This window comes from Alkalibacterium olivapovliticus (assembly GCF_003003275.1).
GTDB classification, from domain to species: domain Bacteria; phylum Bacillota; class Bacilli; order Lactobacillales; family Carnobacteriaceae_A; genus Alkalibacterium; species Alkalibacterium olivapovliticum.
Genome location: NZ_PVTO01000004.1, coordinates 48,841 through 67,390, shown reverse-complemented (window position 1 = coordinate 67,390; position 18,550 = coordinate 48,841). Strand labels below are relative to the sequence as shown.

Genomic DNA, 18,550 nt, shown 5'->3' with positions numbered 1-18,550 from the left:
CTACTACACGATATTTTCAAAAAATGGTAAAATTGGAAGGAAGCGCAGACAACAAATAATCAAGGGAGCGATATCATGACTAGTCAAAAATTAAATACTTTTTTAGAAAAGAATCTTCACGAATTAAAAGACAATGGACTTTACAATGAAATCGACGTTATTGAAGGTCCCAATGGGGCAGAAATAAAAGTCAACGGGAAACAACTGATCAATATGTCTTCAAACAACTATTTGGGATTTGCAAATGATCAGCGCTTAAAAGCAAAAGCAAATGAAGCAACAGAAACTTATGGCGTTGGTGCGGGTGCTGTACGTACTATCAACGGCACACAAACGATACATGAAGAACTGGAAGCAAAGATCGCTGAATTCAAGCACACAGAAGCAGCCGTTGCATTCCAGTCAGGTTTCAACTGTAACATGGGGGCTATCTCTGCCGTCATGAACAAAAACGATGCCATCTTATCCGATGAACTGAACCATGCTTCAATTATCGATGGCTGCCGGTTATCCGGTGCTAAAGTTATTCGAGTTAAGCACCAGGATATCGATGATCTGCGTGCCAAAGCAAAAGAAGCAGTTGAAAGCGGACTGTATGAAAAAATTATGTACATCACTGATGGCGTCTTTTCAATGGATGGAGACGTTGCAAAATTACCTGAACTCATTGAAGTGGCAGAAGAATTCGACTTGATCACTTACGTCGATGATGCCCATGGCTCAGGCGTTATGGGTAAAGGTGCCGGAACCGTGAAACACTTCGGGCTACAGGATAAAATCGATTTCCAGATGGGCACTTTGTCTAAAGCAGTAGGCGTAGTTGGCGGATACGTTGCCGGTTCGCAAAACCTGATTGACTGGTTGAAGGTGCGTGCTCGTCCGTTCCTGTTTTCTACTTCTCTAACACCAGGAGCGGCTGCTGCCTGTATCGAAGCAATTGATATCATGTCAAATTCAACAGACGAACATGACCGCCTGTGGGATAATGGCCGATACTTGAAAGAAGGCTTGAAAAATCTGGGATTCAATATCGGGAATTCTGACACACCGATCACTCCATGTATTATTGGAGAAGAGAAACTGACTCAAACTTTCTCTAAGCGTTTAACTGAGGAAGGCGTCTACTGTAAATCAATCGTTTTCCCAACTGTCCCTCGTGGAACAGGTCGCGTAAGAAATATGCCAAGTGCGGCACATACTAAAGATCAACTGGATAAAGTGCTGAAGATTTACGAAAAAGTCGGTAAAGAACTGAACGTTATCAGCTAGTCATTTTTTCTGATTTGGAGAAAGGAGCGCCGTGCTCTTTTCTCTTTCTATTACTTACTAAACCAAACATAAAATCGGAGGATTTTTAGTGAAAAAAATTATTATTACTGGGGCCCTGGGTCAAATCGGCTCAGAACTGACAACCAGACTACGCGAAGTCTACGGTACTGAAAATGTTGTAGCAACCGATATCAGACAGCCTGAGCATTCAAAAGTAGTAACTGACGGCATTTTTGAAGTCCTGGATGTTACTGATGCAGAACGTATGAGAGCATTAGTAGAAGACTATACAGTTGACACATTCATCCATTTGGCTGCTCTTTTATCTGCTGTGGCTGAAGCTAAACCGCAACTCGCCTGGACACTTAATATGGGTGGATTGATGAACGCTCTGGAAGTTTCACGTGAGTTTGATTTAAAATTCTTCACGCCAAGTTCGATCGGCGCATTTGGACCTGAAACACCTAAAGATCAGACGCCACAAGTTACCATCCAGCGTCCGACAACGATGTACGGTGTGACTAAAGTCAGTGGTGAACTGCTTGGCGACTACTACTTCCAGAAATTTGGAGTAGACACCCGCAGTGTTCGCTTCCCTGGTCTTATCTCATATGACACTCTACCCGGTGGCGGTACAACGGACTACGCCGTTGATATCTATTATGAGGCACTTAGAAATAATGCTTATACGTCTTTCATTGACAAGGGAACATACATGGATATGATGTATATGCCCGACGCAGTAGACTTGATCATTCAACTGATGGAAGCAGACAGCGATCAGCTAACGCACCGTAATGCCTACAATGTCAGTGCCATGAGCATTGCACCGGAAGATGTGGAGAAAGCTATTCAAAAACATCAGCCTGGCTTTAAATTGAGTTATGATGTAGATCCAGTTAGACAAGGGATCGCTAATTCTTGGCCAAATGCCATCGATACCAGTGCCGCTCAAGAAGAATGGGGTTTCTCTCCCAAATACGATCTGGAAAAAATGACCGCAGACATGCTGTCAAAGTTAAAAGTTAAAGTTGTATAACCTGATTTAAAAAAATAGTCTGTATCACGTTTCACTAGTGTTGCATTAAAAATTTTAACTGTTTCAACACATGAAAAAGTCCTTTATAATGGGGGTGGATGACTTATCCAAGACCAAAACAAAGGACTTACAGCATGGATAAGTATAAAACAAAAATGACCATAAATAAATGGTTTTCGTATATTTCTTTAGAAAAATTAAGTGAAACGTCTCGACAGGCTATCGGCCAGTTTGATCGGTATTCAAAAAAATTAACGTTTAAAAAAGTACTGAAACTCTTTCTCTATGCGATTAATGATGAAACCGATAGCCTACGGCATTTGGATCAACAGTTAGTCAACCCAAACTTAAAAAAAGTGATTGATATTGAGTCCATTAGCTTCTCTCAATTATCACGTGCCTTACGACAGATCGAACCCTCTGTATTGATGGATATTTTCACGCAATTACTTTCAGTGGTTCATGAAAAAACAGTGATGCAATCAAAAGAAAGAGTGTTTCTAATTGATTCATCCACTTTTTCACTCAATAAAACACTGTATCCCTGGGGCACGTTTCGCCCGACTAAGTCGGGAATCAAACTGCACTTAAAAGTCTGTCATATGAAAGAAGGATGGGTGCACCCTGAACAATTTGAACTGTCCCATGCATCTGAACACGACCATGATCACTTGAACGTCTTTATCAATGAGAAACGGGCGACCTATGTTTTTGATCGCGGGTATCTGGATTTCGCTCAGTTTGATCAAATGAACTGGGAGGGCTACTTTTTCGTTTCCCGCATTAAAAAGAATACAGCCGTTCATGTTCAAGCGCACCTGGAAGTGTCTCATGAATCAGGGATTATCAGTGATCAATTGGTTCAGCTGGGAAAATCGACCTACCTGACGGGTTTGTTTCGCTTAGTAACGATTGAACGTAAGCATCAATCGAATCTACGTATCCTGACGAACCGAATGGATCTTTCAGCAGAGGCTATCGGAAAGATGTATCAATCAAGATGGCAGATCGAGTTGTTTTTCAAGCACATCAAACAACATTTGACCATTAAAACGTACTATTCACAGTCTGAACAAGGCGTAGAGAATCAAGTGATTCTTGCGATGATTGTCTACTTACTGACGTTACTGTTGAAACTTGAATTAAAGTTGAAATCAACCCTCTTCACTATTTTGAGACAAATCAGAGCGTTACAGTATGAACCGTTTGAGTGTTTCAAAGAATCGTTCGCCCCTGGTTAAGTGAACGAGAGTTCAAATAGATTAATCCACAACTGAATAACCTAAAAATTTCTGGAAAAAGTCATCCCTTGCGCCAGCAATTGACTTTTTTGGAAATTTTAACGAAAACTACTTGTGATAAAAGTAACAACCTATAAAACCTATTTATTCTAAGTTTTATGCAACACTAGTGATCACGTTTATTCCTTTCTTTAAGGAACTGACAGGATACAGGCTATTTTTTTAGTCCGTTTTAATTGTTTAAAAGCATGACTAGAGCCGCTATTAAAGACATTAAAGACTGATGGTTTGAGAAATGTGTATCACTTCTTCTTATTAGATACTCATTTGCAGCACTCGGAAAGTTTATCTGGTCGAGTGCCTCATATCTCGCCTTATTCTGTCAGCCCGATTCACCTGCTAGAGCGAGCGCTACATATAGACCCTTTATTACGTCTACTCGACTCGAATAATTGAGTGAGCACTACATATAAGCCCTCATTACGTCTACTCGATTCGAATAATTTAGCGAGCACTACATATAAGCCCTCATTACGTCTGCTCGATTCGAATAAATGAGCGAGTACTACATACTACCCCCTCATTACGTCTACTCGGTTTGAATAATTGAGCGGGCACTACATATAGACCCCTCATTACGTCTGCTCGATTCGAATAATTTAGCGAGTACTACATATAAGCCCTCATTACGTCTACTCGATTCGATTAATTGAGCGAGCACTGCATATAAGCCGTTCATTCCGCCTACTCGTCTCGATTACCTGGCAGAGACGACTTCTACCTGTCTCATCTGGGCTTTTCATGCATTCAGCGTGTGACGTCTATTACTTCGGGTCCGTCTTCTCTTCCTACAATCACCTTTGTCACACAATCCAGAAACAAACCGTGCTCTACAACACCGGTCACTGAGTCCAGCCATTTGGCGAGCTCGTGTGGCTGATCGATCACATCCAGATGCAAATCGATAATGACGTTGCCGGAATCCGTAATCAGCTTACTGCCACCTTCATCAAGTCGGTAAGAAGGACTCAAGTTTTCCCTGTTGAATAAATTAAATACCTGATCACAGCCAAATTGAACGACTTCCACCGGCAAAGGAAACGCGCCTAGTTTGTGGACCATTTTACTGTCATCTACGATCCAGATGACTTCTTCGGACTGATTAGCGACCATCTTCTCAAACAAGTGGGCAGCTCCACCACCTTTAATCCCTTGAAAATCATCGGAAATTTCATCAGCCCCATCAATCGTTATATCAATATGATCAACGTCATTTAAGTCTTTTAAGGGAATACCTAATTCCCCGGCCTGCTCAGTTGTGCGATGTGATGTTGTCACTCCAATGATCGACAAGCCTTCTTCTTTGACCCGTTTGCCAATAGCTTCTACCATATAATAAGCTGTTGAGCCTGTTCCCAGTCCAACGATCATGCCATCTTTTACAAATTCCGCTGCCTTATACCCCACCATTTTTTTCAAGTTCACTGTACTGACCCCTTTACACGTATAGTAATTAAATTATAGCATACTAAAAAGGAAGCCAGGACTCTAAAATAGGAACCCAGCTTCCTTTACAACTATTTGATCATTTTAAATTCCAGAAACAGATCATTGTAAATCCCTGTGTGATAGAGTCCGAGATTTTCATAGACTTCAAGGTTATCCATCATTGTTTCGCTTGGATAAAACTGCTCATCTTCAATGGTTTCTTCCGGCAGATAATCCATGGCGGTTTCATTGGGTGTACTGTACCCAACATAATCAGCATTTTGAGCCGCAACTTCAGGATCCAGCATGAAATTAATGAACGCATAGGCTGCCTCTTCATTCTGAGCTGTATGAGGAATCACCATATTATCAAACCAGAGATTTGAGCCTTCTTCTGGAAGGATGTATACAATCGATTCATTTTCCCACATCATATCCGCAGCTTCTCCAGAATAAGTCACCGCAATGGCAGCCTCTTCCTGAATCATATACATTTTTATCTCATCAGCTACCAGTGCTTTAATGTTGGGAGACAATCCCCGAAGCTGTTCGGTCGCCTCTTGAAGTTCACTGTTATCTGTTGAATTCAATGAGTAGCCAAGCGTCTGAAGGCCAATGCCTAAGACTTCTCTAGCTCCATCGATCATGAGTATACTGTTCGCCAGTTCTGGACGGTATAGATCCTCCCAGCTTTCTGGTTCGAAGCCTTCCAGCATGTCTTCATTATAGGCGATCCCTAACGTCCCCCAGAAATAAGGAATTGAATACCGGTTCCCAGGGTCAAAATTCAAATTCAGAAAATCGGAATCAATATGGTCAAGTCCATCTATTCGGGAATGGTCCAGCTCAACCACCAGATTTTCTTCGATCATCCGCTCAATCATATACTCACTCGGGATAGCCAGATCATAGCCGGTCCCTCCCTGCTGAACTTTGGTGTACATGGCTTCATTTGAATCAAATGTTTCATAAACAACACGGTAGCCGGTCTCTTCTTCAAACTGATCGATCAAATCTGAATCAATGTAGTCTCCCCAGTTATACAGATGAAAGACATCCGATCCACCTGTTCCCTGTGCCTGTTCAATCAGTCGACCACCGGCAAAAGCAGCTGCTGAAAGTCCGATAATGAGTAAAGACAGGTTCACTAATTTTTTCATTATGGCGTCACCGCTTTCTCATGATTTGTCGGATCCATATGCGCCAGCTTTCTGGTTCTCTGCTGTTTTTGAATGAAGTAATAACCTGCAACCAGACTGAACGCTACCAGGAATAAAACTGTACTCAACGCATTAATTTCCAGACTGACGCCCTGCCTTGCTCTAGAATAGATTTCAACAGAGAGTGTGGCAAACCCGTTTCCTGTAACGAAAAAGGTAACGGCAAAATCATCTATCGAATACGTAAAAGCCATAAAGTAACCAGCTAAAATACCAGGTGTGATATTTGGTAAAATAATTTCCTTGAGGACCTGCCAGTTAGTCGCACCCAAGTCTTTGGCTGCAGTAATCATGTTTTCATTCATTTCTTCCAGCCTCGGCAGGACCATAAGAACAACGATCGGTATACTGAACGCAATGTGAGACAGAAGGACAGAGTAAAACCCTAATCTGAACCCGACGACAGTAAAGAGCAGCAGAAAGCTGGCCCCAATAATAACATCCGGCGATACCAGTAAAATATTATTGAAGCCTAAAAGGAGATTCTGAGTCTCGCGCCTTCTGGAATAATAAATACCAATCGCCCCGAGCGTCCCAATAGTCGTTGCCAGCAATGCTGAAAGCAGCGCTACTCGAATAGTATCCAGCGCAATAATCATGAGTCGTGTGTCTTCCGCGAGAGCAGCGTAATGCTCAAGGGTAAAGCCGCTGAACTGATTCATCGTGCCCGCTTCATTGAATGAGTAGAATATAAGATACGCAATCGGTGTGTACAGCAGAATGAATACGACAACTAGATATAGTGAAGCCCATTTATTATTTTTGATCATCTGACCGCCACCCCTCTCTTGCGTTTACGGGTCAGATACATGACGGCGAACATGATGATGATCAGTACAATCCCCATTGTCGAACCCATACCCCAGTTCTGAGTGACCAGAAAATGCTGCTCAATGGCTGTTCCCAATGTGATCACACGGTTTCCGGCAATAAGACGGGTCAGCATGAATAAAGATAAAGAAGGAATAAATACCGCTTGTACACCACTTCTTACGCCTGACAGCGAAAGGGGCAGAATCACAGTGGAAAATGTCTTCCATTCACTGGCTCCCAGGTCACGACTAGCATATACCATGGAATCATTTATATCATCAATCGCATTGAATACAGGAAGCAGCATGAACGGGATTTCAATATAAGTCGCTACGATCAGAAAACTGATCCGGGTAAAAAGTAACGGTTGTGCACCAAGTCCCATAAAGTCCAGCAATTGATTGACCATTCCTGTCTGACTCAAAATCCCTATAAAGGCGTAAGTTTTGAGCAGGATGTTCATCCAGGTCGGTAATATCAGTACAAGCAGCCACAATTGCTTGTTTTTTGTCCGCGTTAAAAAGTAGGCTGCCGGATAACTGATAGTCAGCGTCAGTACCGTAATAAGGAACGCATAGATAAACGACTGCAGCGTCATCGTTAAATAGACACGAGAGGTAAAGTATGTTTGAATATTAACTAATGTAAACGACCCGTCAAGTCCACGAAACGACTGGAACAACAGTAAGAGAACGGGAAATATGACAAACAGCAGGATCCACAAATAGTATGGGACAGACAAAAGCTTCCTTTGTTTAACCATCTAACCTGTCTCCTTCCTCAACTGAAAAGGAGGCAGGTGCTGAATAGTTTTCGATCCGCTCATCAAATGACTCTTCCGTTTCGTTAATTCGCATAATGTGGATATCTTGAGGTTCAAATTGTAAGCCAACACGTCTTCCGGGTTCAGTCTTTTTAGTGGAGTGCACCATCCATTGATTACCATCATTGTCCATTCCCACAATTTCGTAATGAACACCTCTAAATAATTGCGTCTCTACCCTGATTTGCAAGGCACCCTTTTCTGCTTCAGTTAAGACCAGATCTTCCGGTCTGATCACGACATCCACTTTTTCATCGGGATTCATCCCGCCATCGACGCACTGAAAAGACTTGCCTGCAAAAGATACGACATAATCCTCTATCATTCGCCCTTTTACAATATTACTTTCACCAATAAAGTCAGCAACATAACGATTGATGGGTTCATCATAAATATCGATAGGTGTCCCTGTCTGAACGATTTCACCCTCATTCATGACCATTATTTCATCACTCATCGCGAGTGCTTCTTCCTGGTCATGTGTAACGAATAAAAAAGTGATGCCCAGACGCTGCTGCAGTTCTCTCAGTTCATACTGCATATCTGTGCGCAGTTTGAGATCCAAAGCAGACAAGGGTTCATCCAGCAAAAGCACATCTGGTTCATTGACTAAAGCTCGTGCAATTGCCACACGTTGCTTCTGACCACCGGACATACCTGTAATTTCACGTTCATCATATCCGTTCAGTCTGACTAATTTCAGTACAGCACTAACTTTCTTTTTAATGTCCTCTTTTGAGAGTTTCTTCATTTTCAATCCGAACGCGACATTATCAAACACGTTCATATGTGGGAACAAAGCATAGTCCTGAAAAACAGTGTTTACTTTCCGTTTGTTTGGAGGGGTGTTTTTTGTATCCTCTCCGTTCAAATAAATAGAGCCCTCAGTAGGGGACGTAAATCCAGCCAGTAAATTCAGTATAGTGGACTTCCCACATCCGGATGGACCCAGTAAAGTATAAAATTTGCCTCTTTCCAATTCAAAAGTGATGGTCTTTAGTACACTTTCTTTATCATATTTTTTTTCAACCTGATCGAAGGAAACAATTATTTCTTCAGTCAACAAAAAACACCCCTTTATAACCGATTTAATTAACCTTTATAATTATAGCGATTAAGGGGTGAAAAGCAATATTTATTCAATTTTTTAAAGCGCGTGATACTCAAATTTGTTGAAAAATTGACAGTCCTGACTAATCTGTTTCAAAATAATCGTTTTGTTCGTTTTTAATATATGGAATTTATAGCTACAGCCCTTTTATTTCTTATTTTCATAGGTCAAAATGATGTCCTCACAAATGGTGTGACTGATCAAAGCGGATTCTACTGAAACAGGCATTACCGTTTTATTCTCCAAAGCACTTAAAAAAGCCTCGATCATGGGGTGAAACCCTCTTTTTTCGAGTGTCTCTGTCCAGTCTCCTGCGGTTTGACTGAACTTTCCTTTCTGATCAAATCGTGAGAGTTCTGTCAGATTATCAACAGTATACGTTCCTGAAGGGCTTTGAAGCTCGAGGGTTTCTCTTTTTGCACCTGATTCATTATTTACGGAAACGAGTGCTGTAGTCTGAGCAGACTTCAAAAGGACCCACGCACGCTTAAACTGATCATCCTCCACGACGACTTCAGAAGCAGTGATCGATAATGATGGGTCATCCATCAGATAAACAGCTGTGTCTATCGGGTGGATCATCAAATCGTATATACGGTACCTGACAGAAAAATCAGTAGCGGCGAATTGGTTTTTCTGAACAATCAGCATATTTTTGTCTTTTATCTCTGAAAGCTGGTTGACTTGCGGAGCAAAACGTCGGTTAAAGCCGATCATAAGAGGGGTATTCTTATGATTTGACAGGGTAATCAATTCCTTTGTCTTTTCAATATTTTCGGTCAAGGGTTTGTCGACAAAAACAGGAATCGATCGATCAAGATAGAACCGGATCATTTCCTCATGTGTTGGTGTTGGTGTATGTATGCATACCGCATCGACTGAATTGGCCAGCTCTTCCCAGGATGTATGCAGCTGAGAGTCAGTCAAACCGTATTTCTCACCCAATTCTTTAAGTCTGACCTCATTGCGTGTACAGAAATGCCATGTGTGCTGTGGAAAGTGAGTTGTGTAAATCGGAAGATACGCTTTCTGAGCGATCGTTCCTAGTCCAATAACGCCAATATTCATCTGATTTCCTCCATTTTTTAAATATAAAAAGAGCAGACTCAACCAATCACGACTTGCTTAAGCCACCGATTCAGTACTGCTCCTTGCTTTAATTGTCTTCAGTTAATGGTAAAATTTTTCCTAGTTGGGCATGAAATGTACTTGCTGCTTTTTTCATAAGATTATCTCTAGATTCAACCGCTACGGGATGGTCTTCACCAATGATTTTGACTTCTGTTTCAAGTTGTACACCATCTTTTTCAAGGATGACTTCTTTAATGTGTTCGATCAACTCAATATAATCAGTGGCAGTGGCATTATCAATATTAACAATAAATCCTGCATGCTTAGTGGATATTTGAGCGCCGCCCCATTTAAGTCCTTGTAATCCGGCTTCCTGAATCAGTTTACCTGTAAAATACCCTGTCGGTCGTTTAAAGACAGATCCACATGATGGGTATTCCAATGGCTGCTTGGATGTCCGTAAATATGTCAATTCATCCATTCTATCTTTGATTTCTTCCGCATCGCCTTTTTTCAGTTCAAAGACAACTTCTAAAGCAATTTCATCTGTTTCCTGCAGCTTGCTGTGACGATAAGAGAAATCCATGTCATTATTATCTCGCTCGATTATGTGTCCTTCACGAGTCAGGACCGTAACTGATTTGATAACTTCTTTTACTTCACCACCATAGGCACCAGCATTCATATAAACGGCTCCACCAATGCTTCCAGGGATTCCGCAGGCAAATTCCAGTCCTGTCAGATTCGACTGATAGGCTCGTTTACTCACTTCAATCAGTGCGGCACCGGTCAAAACTTTAATTGTATCCTCTTTGATCACAATCTGGTTCATATCTGTCAAGATGATCGTAGCTCCACGAATCCCGCCGTCTTTAACGATTAAATTACTAGCATTCCCTAGTATTGTGACGGGCCAGTTTTCCTCGTTCAGCCAACTGATCAGTTTCTGTACTTCTTCTTTTGTTTTAGGAAAAATCAGTGCATCTGCAGGTCCACCCGTTTTTGTGTAAGTATAATGGGCTAAAGGTTCATTTTCTTTAATGTTGACGTTTGGGAAATTCTTTTTTAGTTTTTTTATATTCATTAGGTTATATTGTCCTCTCGTAAACAGTGATTCAGCTCCTTGTAACTACTTCTGGTAAGCAAATCATGTTTATTTTAACATTATTTATAATGAATGTGTAGGTTTGTAATGAATTGTCACCTAATCGTCAAGTCTTAAATCATAGCCCAGCGCTGTTTCTCCAGCCAATCGGTCAAAGTCATCTCTTTTTTTATTTCAGCATCTGCATTGATTTCGAGCAGAAAATCTTCTTCCTCATCTTGTCCCCCGATCCTCATGAGGAATATAGCGATTCCTTTTCCAAAGTAAGAATAGGTTTCTGAAAATTCTACCGACGTCATACTGTTGATTGATACGAGTGATGCTGAGGTGAAAAAGTGGTCGAATACAGTCCCAGTCTGAGCTGTGGTATGATTGATTGGAAGAGAGAGCATTAGCCCTCCTGACCCTATTGAGATAAGAGAAGCCAGGTTGATTTTCAAGCTATTCGGCCATTTCTTTATTCGCAATAACATTTTTTTCATATGGACACCTCTGATGATTTTTCCTTAGTGTATTTTATCAATTATTTAATCATATGTAGACTAATACAACTGAGGAGCGCCGCTCTGCCCTCTTCGGCTAAGGTGATGGAGCCTTTGCTCACTTTCAGCCTCTTGACTGAAAATAAAGAAGACGTGCATCTTGCTTTTTATATCACGGGCGATTATAATAAATTTACAAACAAATAATTGTACGGGAGTAACAGGCAGAGATTTCTCTGTTGCAGTGCCACCAATCGTAGATATCTAATCTGCTGGTGCTGCATTAAATTGTGAGACGTATACGGAGTGAAATCTCCGTATACGTCTTTTTTTATCTCTTATTCCGACAAACAGAAAGGAAACTGAAATGGATTACTATAAACAGACAAGCGAGGACGTCATCAGTGAATTGAACTCTTCCTCTGATGGACTGAACAGTGAAGAAGTCTCTAAACGTCGTGAAACATACGGTTTGAACGAAATAGCTCAAAAAGATCAGCGCTCTATTTTCTCACTTTTTGTCGAATCGTTTAAAGATCCTATGGTTATTGTTCTACTGATTGTTGCTATTATTCAAATTCTGATAGGAGAACAACTGGAACCATTGATTATCTTCACTGTACTGATCCTTAATTCAATTCTCAGTGTGGTTCAGACTAAAAAAGCTGAAGATTCACTGGAATCCTTAAGAAAGATGGCTTCACCCAATGCAACAGTTTTAAGAGATGGGAAAACACAATCTATTGATGCAAAAGACATAACTGTCGGAGATATTATTATTCTCGAAGCAGGCGATAATATACCTGCGGACGGCCGGCTGATCGAAGCTGAATCTCTACAGGTTCAGGAAGGGTCTCTGACAGGAGAATCTGTTTCATCTGATAAAAAAACAACTCCCTTGACCGAAGATACACCGCTTGCTGACCGGATTAATATGGTTTACAGCGGTACACTTGTCACTTATGGTCGAGGTCGCCTGCTGGTGACTGAAATAGGTGAAACAACTGAGATGGGCAAAGTGGCACAACTGATTCAAAGTGCTTCACACAAACAAACCCCTCTGCAGCGAAAACTGGACCATTTCAGCAAGAAACTAGGCTGGGCAATCCTTCTTCTCTCTGTTTTGATATTCGCTATTCAGGCAGGCCGTATTTTCCTTGGAAACACAGAGGATGTAACGGTTCCTTTGCTGAATGCCTTTATGTTCGCTGTAGCCGTTGCAGTAGCCGCTATCCCTGAAGCTCTGCAATCTATCGTCACTATTGTCTTATCCGTGGGAACGAATAAAATGGCTAAACAGCACGCCATCATCAGACAACTTCCAGCTGTTGAAACATTAGGATCGACTAGCGTTATCTGTACCGATAAGACGGGCACGCTGACTCAAAACAAAATGACTGTTGTCGATTCTTATATTCCAAACGGAGCATCAAATTTATTCTCAGGTGATCCACAAAAGTGGACCGAGTCCGAACAGATTCTAATGCAGATTGCCACTTTGACTAACGATTCAACCTTAAACGACGAGGGAGATTCAAGTGGTGATCCAACTGAAGTTGCGCTCATTGCATACAGCAACAAGCAGAGCCTCCCTTATGACCAGGTTCGAAAAACATACCCTCGTTTGTCAGAACTGCCTTTCGATTCAAGTCGAAAACGCATGTCAACTGTACATGAGATAGATGGGGAGAAACGACTGCTTGTCAAAGGCGGACCTGATGTTATATTCTCTCTCTGTTCTAAAATCAAAATGAATGGTGACATTGTTTATCTGACAGATGAATTACAGAAAGAACTAGTTGATCAGAACGAACGTTTTTCGGATCAGGCTATGCGTGTACTTGCCTTCGCTTACAAACCGGTTGAAACTGACGATGTCTCTATTGAAGATGAAAATGATCTTATATTTGTGGGCTTGCTGGCCATGATCGATCCGCCTCGTCAGGAAGTCTATCATGCTGTTGAAGACGCGACACGTGCTGGAATCAAAACGGTCATGATTACCGGAGACCACAAAACAACTGCTCGAGCTATTGCCAGAGATTTAAATATATCAAGTGAAGGAGACCTTGCTTTTACCGGTCAGGAGCTTGATGCATTATCCGAGGAAGAACTGATGGAAAACCTCGAGAAAATTACTGTTTATGCCCGTGTCACACCAGAAAATAAAATTCGAATAGTCAAAGCTTGGCAGAATAAAAAACAGATTACGGCAATGACAGGTGATGGTGTTAATGATGCACCTGCCTTAAAACAAGCAGATATCGGTATTGCCATGGGTAGCGGAACAGATGTATCTAAAGATGCTTCAGCCATGATCTTGACAGATGATAACTTCGTTTCAATCGTCAAAGCCGTGTCCGTTGGCCGTACCATATACAGCAACATCAAAAAAGCCACTGCTTATTTATTCTCAGGTAACCTTGGGGCAGTCATTGCTATATTATTTGCACTGATCATGAACTGGGTCAGCCCATTTACTGCTCTGCAGCTACTATTCATAAACTTAGTGAATGATTCTCTGCCAGCCATTGCTTTAGGTCTTGAGCCTGAAGAACCAAATGTCATGAGTCAGAAACCGCGTGATCCGGATGAAACAATTTTCTCAGGACAGACGCTTCAAACCGTTATTTTTAGAGGAAGTCTGATTGGTATTGCGGTCATCATTTCCCAGTTTATCGGATTGCAGTATTATACAGCAGAAATCAGTATCGCTATGGCATTCACTACATTAATACTGGCCCGTACTCTGCAGGTGTTCCCTGCCCGTTCTATTACTCAAACTAGTTTTGAAGCCGGATTTCTGAAGAATAAATTTGTTATTCTTGCCTTTGTGTTCTGTCTGGGGCTATACGGTGTCACTCTTCTTCCAGGTATCAGAGGTGTCTTCTCTATTCCTGCGACATTTGGATTAGTCCAATGGGCAATAGCTGCCGGATTAGCTTTAAGCACAACAATCATCATGGAACTTAGAAAAAAATTACTCCCTTTCAAATAAAGTAACGCTGTAAAAATGACTGACTGATAACCAAAAAGAAACAACGCCCTTTGTTTAATAGGGCGTTGTTTTTTTAATTACTCTTCATCAGCTCGTCAACATAGTTGACTGTTTCAGGCTGGTGCTCTTCAATTTCTTTTATTTTATCTGCAAATTGAGGCAGATGTTCTTTGTGAGCATATAATAGCTGATCCAGGATATCCTTCGCTACTTTTCCACCGGGAACTAATGGATTGATGATAAACGAGCTGAGTGCACGATTATAGTCTCCATCGATTGCGGCACGGATAACAGTTTCTTCCATTCCTTTCATGCTCTGGACTAATCCACGTGCTTCAGGTGTAAAGCTTCCCCAGTTATAGGGCTCAAAGCCATGAGACGTCACCACCCCGGACACCTCTACAGCACAGTCATAAGGCAAATCGACGATCGTTCCATTGTTCTCGGTAGAGACGACCATCTCGGTCCGCAAGTCATTTTGAATAGACGCGATGATCTCACATGCTGCGTCACTGTAATGTGTTCCCCCACGTTGAGATAACTCTTCAGGTTTATAATCCAGTTTTGGATCTTTGTACAAGTCAAATAACCTGGCTTCTGTTTTCTTAACGACCTGTGCGCGGGTTTCGCCTTTTTCAAATTCCTCAATCGAATGCTTCAGCATCTCGTCTTCCGCATAATAATACCTGTGGTAGCCGCAGGGCAACATTTCCAGTGCCTTAATCTGTTCATAGTGGAAACTCGCATTATGGATATTTTTCAGATGACTTTCCTGGTCCTCATCCGTCGGTTTGTAAATTGCATCGATCACATCTTCCGTGCGCTCGATCCCCTGGTTATCCCAGACACGGTGCCAGTGAAAATGGTTGAGTCCAGCAAATTTAAAGAACAGATCGTCTTCAGGGATAGCCAGCTTTTCTGCAGCCATTTTCCGGTGACCGATCGGTACATTACACAATCCAACCGTTTTCTTCCAGCCCCCATGTTTTATCGCTGCTTCAGTCACCATTCCGGTAGGATTCGTAAAATTAACCAGCCAGGCAGCTGGACAAGCTACCTTCATATCTTCAATGATATCCAATATAACAGGAATCGTTCGAAACGCTTTGAACATGCCCCCAGCTCCGTTCGTCTCTTGTCCCAATACTCCATGAGACAAAGGAATACGCTCATCTTTAACCCGGGCATCAAGCAATCCTACTCTAAATTGAGTCGTGACAAAGTCTGCATCTTCTAGTGCTGTTTTCCTGTCCAAAGTCAGAGTGACCGTCCAGTCAAGCCCTGCTGCTTTGACCATTCGTTTTGCCATAGCGCCGACAATATCCAGTTTCTCTCTCCCTGCTTCGATATCGACCAGAACGATTTCTTTGATGGGCAGTAAGTCTTTTCTCTTGATGTATCCTTCGATCAGTTCAGGTGTGTAGCTTGATCCTCCACCGATTGTTACGATCTTCAGTCCGTCTTTTGCCATGTCTGTAACCTCCTGATTTTAGGTAATTTCCATACCGTACTCATCAAGCTTAAAGTATGTAATTGATTACAGACAAGCGCTTTCTTTTATTAGTTTGTGATGGTCTAATCCCTTACTTTAAAGTCTATTATAGTGGTGATTTTCCTGCTGTCCTAACTGTTTACTCAAATAGAGGACTAGTTCATCGTCGTTTACACAGTCAGCGTATTGTTCCAGTTGACTTCCTTGGTACCACACGCCCGAGCCATCCGGAATATAGCCTTTTTTCACATACAACCTTTGTGCAGCACCATAACCGTAATGCAGTCCGACTGCGAGTGATACGGTATCGCTGAACTGGCCAGCCAGCATTTCAGCACAGTAAAGCAATGCGCTCCCTACACCATCCATCTGATAATCCATCAGTACATTTAAATCGACGATTTCGGGGATCTTTAGGGATGAGAAAGGACCAGCTGACGTTTCCGGCAATAGAGTAACATAACCTGCAAGCTGATTCTTTACTTCAGCTATACACACCAGATGTTCATCGCTTTCCTGACGTCTGTAATACTTTTCAAAAAGGGATACTGGCTTGTCCCAGCCTTGAGCTGAGAATGCCTCTGCGAGTATCTGACTGTCTCTTTCAAGCATTGAGCGTATGATCAGCTCTTCTTTGTTATAATAGTCCATTTTTTACCGCCTCCAGAAATAGTCTGACTTAATGAGTATATCTTTACTGTTAGCTTTCACAGTCATCCCGCTTTCCTTATCCGGGAGTACTGACGATCTATTCGCTGAACTTCTCTTGAAAGTTCTGCGGAACATGCTATACTTTGTAAATACTAAACAGATGTTTACTAAATAATGATAAAGAGGGTCTCCTATGGATTTTACCGCAATAGATTTTGAAACAGCTAATCGCCAGACACACAGCGCGTGTTCAGTCGCATTGACTATTGTAAGGAACAGTGAGATTGTTGATGAATACTACACTCTGATCCAGCCGGAAACCTGGTTCGATCGTATAAATACCCAAATACACGGAATCAGCGAATCAGATGTCGTTGATGCTCCTAAATTCCCTGAAGTCTGGAAAGATATGAAACAGTATTTTACAGATGAGCAGCTGGTTATTGCTCACAATATGCCTTTCGATAAGCGCGTGCTCTCGGGTACTTTGGCGTATTATAATATACAGACTCCCCGTTTTATGACATTATGTACAGTTCGCTCATCACGGGCTCTTTTAAAAACCTTACCTAATAATAAGCTGAATACTGTTGCTGCTCACTACGGCATTCCTTTAAATCATCACCATGCTCAAGATGACGCACGAGCATGTGCTACTATTTTGCTTAATCAGGAAAAAGAATTTGGTGTCTCCTCTTTGAAACGATTTGTAAAATAATTCAACAAAAAGAGCTGGTTCGTCATAGACGATTCCAGCTCTTTTTACTGATTGATCAGTTTACTCATCAGGCACACGTCCAAATATTCTCCGTTATCTTTTACACCATATTTCATAATAGCCTCCAAATCAAAGCCAAGAGATTCATATAGCGCACGGGCTCTCGCATTCCGGTGCTGTACCTTCAGTTCCAGCCGCTTTAAAATGCTGGACTCATCAGCCCACTCCAGGATATCCTCCATCATCAACCGACCCAATCCCATTCCCCAGTAATCCTTGTCTATAACAACTCCGATTTCTCCAATGTGTTCAATTTTAGGCTTGGATGAGGCACTAATAGAGGCTATTCCGATAATCTTCCCCTCCACAAGAGCTACTATGACAGAATTATTTTCGGATGAATAGATAGAATCCAGCTCGTGAGCTTCTTCTTCTACAGTGATATTTAATCCTTCTTCCCCTTGTGTCATAAAACCTGTTTGGGTCGCTGTTTTATTCAATAACTCAATAACACCTCTAGCATCAGCAGGAATGGCTTCTCTTACCGTACAATCCATCTCTTCACGTGTTGTCATGTTCTAATCGCTCCAGTAGTTCAATATAGTGTTTACCTTTGGCAGTCAACCTGATTTCTCTATCCGTCATATTGTCCATTACGTTTAAAGTGATTGAGATGAACTCTTCCGGCAACTCATCCTGCATAAAGGAACCCCACTCTACAATCGTGATGCCTTCACCATAAAAATAGTCATCAAGACCCAGTTCTTCATCTTCTGCGTTTTCCATTCTATAGAGGTCCATGTGGTATAAGGGGATACTTCCATCTGAATACTCTTTGATCAACGTATAGGTCGGGCTCTTGATCGGCCGCTCGATCCCCAGCTTTTCAGCTACACCTTTTGTAAAGGTCGTTTTGCCTGCACCCAGTTGCCCTTCCAGTAAAACGGTCATTCCCGGTTTAAGTAAAGCCGCCAGTTGTTTTGCAAACTGTTTTGTTTCATTTTCATTGTGTGTGATTATCTTCATAGC

The 18,550-nt window shown here is 41.8% G+C and carries 17 protein-coding genes; 5 read left to right on the top strand and 12 right to left on the bottom strand.

The genetic code is table 11. The annotated features are described in order from the left end of the window. Nucleotides 1–75 precede the first annotated feature (75 nt). From CLV38_RS03140 to CLV38_RS03130, 3 genes are all read left to right on the top strand, one after another. Nucleotides 76–1,269: a glycine C-acetyltransferase gene (locus CLV38_RS03140; RefSeq protein ID WP_106191398.1), complete on the top strand. Its 1,194-nt coding sequence runs from the start codon at nucleotides 76–78 to the stop codon at nucleotides 1,267–1,269. An 88-nt stretch (nucleotides 1,270–1,357) separates the two neighbouring features. Continuing rightward, nucleotides 1,358–2,308: an L-threonine 3-dehydrogenase gene (locus CLV38_RS03135; RefSeq protein WP_106191395.1), complete on the top strand. Its 951-nt coding sequence runs from the start codon at nucleotides 1,358–1,360 to the stop codon at nucleotides 2,306–2,308. A 134-nt stretch (nucleotides 2,309–2,442) separates the two neighbouring features. After that, nucleotides 2,443–3,549, top strand: a complete 1,107-nt coding sequence (locus tag CLV38_RS03130; RefSeq protein ID WP_106191392.1) for an IS4 family transposase — start codon at nucleotides 2,443–2,445, stop codon at nucleotides 3,547–3,549. Between the two features lie 807 nt (nucleotides 3,550–4,356). Here the strand turns inward: CLV38_RS03130 and rpiA are convergent. The 8 genes from rpiA to CLV38_RS03090 all read right to left on the bottom strand — a co-directional run bounded on the left by rpiA (nucleotide 4,357) and on the right by CLV38_RS03090 (nucleotide 11,662). Next, a complete protein-coding gene (gene rpiA, locus CLV38_RS03125) occupies nucleotides 4,357–5,034 on the bottom strand; it encodes a ribose-5-phosphate isomerase RpiA (RefSeq protein ID WP_106191390.1) in 678 nt (225 codons plus the stop codon). Between the two features lie 92 nt (nucleotides 5,035–5,126). Continuing rightward, nucleotides 5,127–6,197 carry an ABC transporter substrate-binding protein gene (locus CLV38_RS03120; RefSeq protein ID WP_106191388.1) on the bottom strand — a complete coding sequence of 357 codons (1,071 nt, stop codon included), beginning with the start codon at nucleotides 6,195–6,197 and terminating at the stop codon, nucleotides 5,127–5,129. Continuing rightward, nucleotides 6,197–7,024, bottom strand: a complete 828-nt coding sequence (locus CLV38_RS03115; protein ID WP_106191588.1) for an ABC transporter permease — start codon at nucleotides 7,022–7,024, stop codon at nucleotides 6,197–6,199. Before CLV38_RS03115 ends, CLV38_RS03120 begins: the two co-directional genes overlap by 1 nt. Continuing rightward, the gene (locus CLV38_RS03110) at nucleotides 7,024–7,833 is read right to left on the bottom strand and encodes an ABC transporter permease (RefSeq protein ID WP_106191385.1); all 810 of its coding nucleotides are present in this window, start codon (nucleotides 7,831–7,833) and stop codon (nucleotides 7,024–7,026) included. The genes CLV38_RS03115 and CLV38_RS03110 overlap by 1 nt, the downstream gene beginning before the upstream one ends. Continuing rightward, nucleotides 7,826–8,956, bottom strand: coding sequence for an ABC transporter ATP-binding protein (locus CLV38_RS03105; RefSeq protein ID WP_106191383.1), 1,131 nt, complete (start codon nucleotides 8,954–8,956; stop codon nucleotides 7,826–7,828). The genes CLV38_RS03110 and CLV38_RS03105 overlap by 8 nt, the downstream gene beginning before the upstream one ends. Nucleotides 8,957–9,151: 195 nt before the next feature. Beyond that, nucleotides 9,152–10,072, bottom strand: coding sequence for a Gfo/Idh/MocA family protein (locus CLV38_RS03100; protein ID WP_106191380.1), 921 nt, complete (start codon nucleotides 10,070–10,072; stop codon nucleotides 9,152–9,154). A gap of 88 nt (nucleotides 10,073–10,160) precedes the next feature. Then, nucleotides 10,161–11,159: a UDP-N-acetylmuramate dehydrogenase gene (murB, locus tag CLV38_RS03095; RefSeq protein ID WP_106191378.1), complete on the bottom strand. Its 999-nt coding sequence runs from the start codon at nucleotides 11,157–11,159 to the stop codon at nucleotides 10,161–10,163. Between the two features lie 134 nt (nucleotides 11,160–11,293). After that, complete coding sequence (locus CLV38_RS03090) at nucleotides 11,294–11,662, bottom strand: hypothetical protein (RefSeq protein WP_146128983.1); 369 nt, start codon at nucleotides 11,660–11,662, stop codon at nucleotides 11,294–11,296. Between the two features lie 367 nt (nucleotides 11,663–12,029). Between CLV38_RS03090 and CLV38_RS03085 the strand changes: the two genes are divergently transcribed. Next, entirely contained in the window at nucleotides 12,030–14,660 is a 2,631-nt protein-coding gene (locus CLV38_RS03085; protein ID WP_106191373.1) for a calcium-translocating P-type ATPase, PMCA-type, read from the top strand. 73 nt (nucleotides 14,661–14,733) lie between these two features. On the opposite strand, the gene CLV38_RS03080 is transcribed toward CLV38_RS03085, so the two are convergent. Together CLV38_RS03080 and CLV38_RS03075 are read right to left on the bottom strand one after the other, a co-directional pair. Beyond that, complete coding sequence (locus CLV38_RS03080; protein ID WP_106191370.1) at nucleotides 14,734–16,131, bottom strand: 6-phospho-beta-glucosidase; 1,398 nt, start codon at nucleotides 16,129–16,131, stop codon at nucleotides 14,734–14,736. A gap of 117 nt (nucleotides 16,132–16,248) precedes the next feature. Next, entirely contained in the window at nucleotides 16,249–16,803 is a 555-nt protein-coding gene (locus tag CLV38_RS03075) for a GNAT family N-acetyltransferase (protein WP_106191368.1), read from the bottom strand. A 193-nt stretch (nucleotides 16,804–16,996) separates the two neighbouring features. On the opposite strand from CLV38_RS03075, the gene CLV38_RS03070 reads away from it, so the two are divergent. After that, nucleotides 16,997–17,521 carry a 3'-5' exonuclease gene (locus CLV38_RS03070; protein WP_106191366.1) on the top strand — a complete coding sequence of 175 codons (525 nt, stop codon included), beginning with the start codon at nucleotides 16,997–16,999 and terminating at the stop codon, nucleotides 17,519–17,521. A gap of 44 nt (nucleotides 17,522–17,565) precedes the next feature. Here the strand turns inward: CLV38_RS03070 and CLV38_RS03065 are convergent, their stop codons facing one another. Both CLV38_RS03065 and tsaE read right to left on the bottom strand, forming a co-directional pair. Next, nucleotides 17,566–18,096, bottom strand: coding sequence for a GNAT family N-acetyltransferase (locus tag CLV38_RS03065; protein ID WP_245920523.1), 531 nt, complete (start codon nucleotides 18,094–18,096; stop codon nucleotides 17,566–17,568). Continuing rightward, the gene (tsaE, locus tag CLV38_RS03060) at nucleotides 18,083–18,547 is read right to left on the bottom strand and encodes a tRNA (adenosine(37)-N6)-threonylcarbamoyltransferase complex ATPase subunit type 1 TsaE (protein WP_106191364.1); all 465 of its coding nucleotides are present in this window, start codon (nucleotides 18,545–18,547) and stop codon (nucleotides 18,083–18,085) included. The genes CLV38_RS03065 and tsaE overlap by 14 nt, the downstream gene beginning before the upstream one ends. Nucleotides 18,548–18,550: the final 3 nt, after the last annotated feature.

Bases quoted from the DNA above. Each gene is read 5' to 3' on its own strand.
- CLV38_RS03075 (WP_106191368.1), bottom strand. From the start codon at position 16,803: ATGGACTATTATAACAAAGAAGAGCTGATCATACGCTCAATGCTTGAA.
- CLV38_RS03110 (WP_106191385.1), bottom strand. From the start codon at position 7,833: ATGGTTAAACAAAGGAAGCTTTTGTCTGTCCCATACTATTTGTGGATC.
- murB (WP_106191378.1), bottom strand. From the start codon at position 11,159: ATGAATATAAAAAAACTAAAAAAGAATTTCCCAAACGTCAACATTAAA.
- CLV38_RS03120 (WP_106191388.1), bottom strand. From the start codon at position 6,197: ATGAAAAAATTAGTGAACCTGTCTTTACTCATTATCGGACTTTCAGCA.
- CLV38_RS03070 (WP_106191366.1), top strand. From the start codon at position 16,997: ATGGATTTTACCGCAATAGATTTTGAAACAGCTAATCGCCAGACACAC.
- CLV38_RS03085 (WP_106191373.1), top strand. From the start codon at position 12,030: ATGGATTACTATAAACAGACAAGCGAGGACGTCATCAGTGAATTGAAC.
- CLV38_RS03100 (WP_106191380.1), bottom strand. From the start codon at position 10,072: ATGAATATTGGCGTTATTGGACTAGGAACGATCGCTCAGAAAGCGTAT.
- CLV38_RS03065 (WP_245920523.1), bottom strand. From the start codon at position 18,096: ATGACAACACGTGAAGAGATGGATTGTACGGTAAGAGAAGCCATTCCT.
- CLV38_RS03090 (WP_146128983.1), bottom strand. From the start codon at position 11,662: ATGAAAAAAATGTTATTGCGAATAAAGAAATGGCCGAATAGCTTGAAA.
- tsaE (WP_106191364.1), bottom strand. From the start codon at position 18,547: ATGAAGATAATCACACACAATGAAAATGAAACAAAACAGTTTGCAAAA.
- CLV38_RS03130 (WP_106191392.1), top strand. From the start codon at position 2,443: ATGGATAAGTATAAAACAAAAATGACCATAAATAAATGGTTTTCGTAT.
- CLV38_RS03140 (WP_106191398.1), top strand. From the start codon at position 76: ATGACTAGTCAAAAATTAAATACTTTTTTAGAAAAGAATCTTCACGAA.
- CLV38_RS03080 (WP_106191370.1), bottom strand. From the start codon at position 16,131: ATGGCAAAAGACGGACTGAAGATCGTAACAATCGGTGGAGGATCAAGC.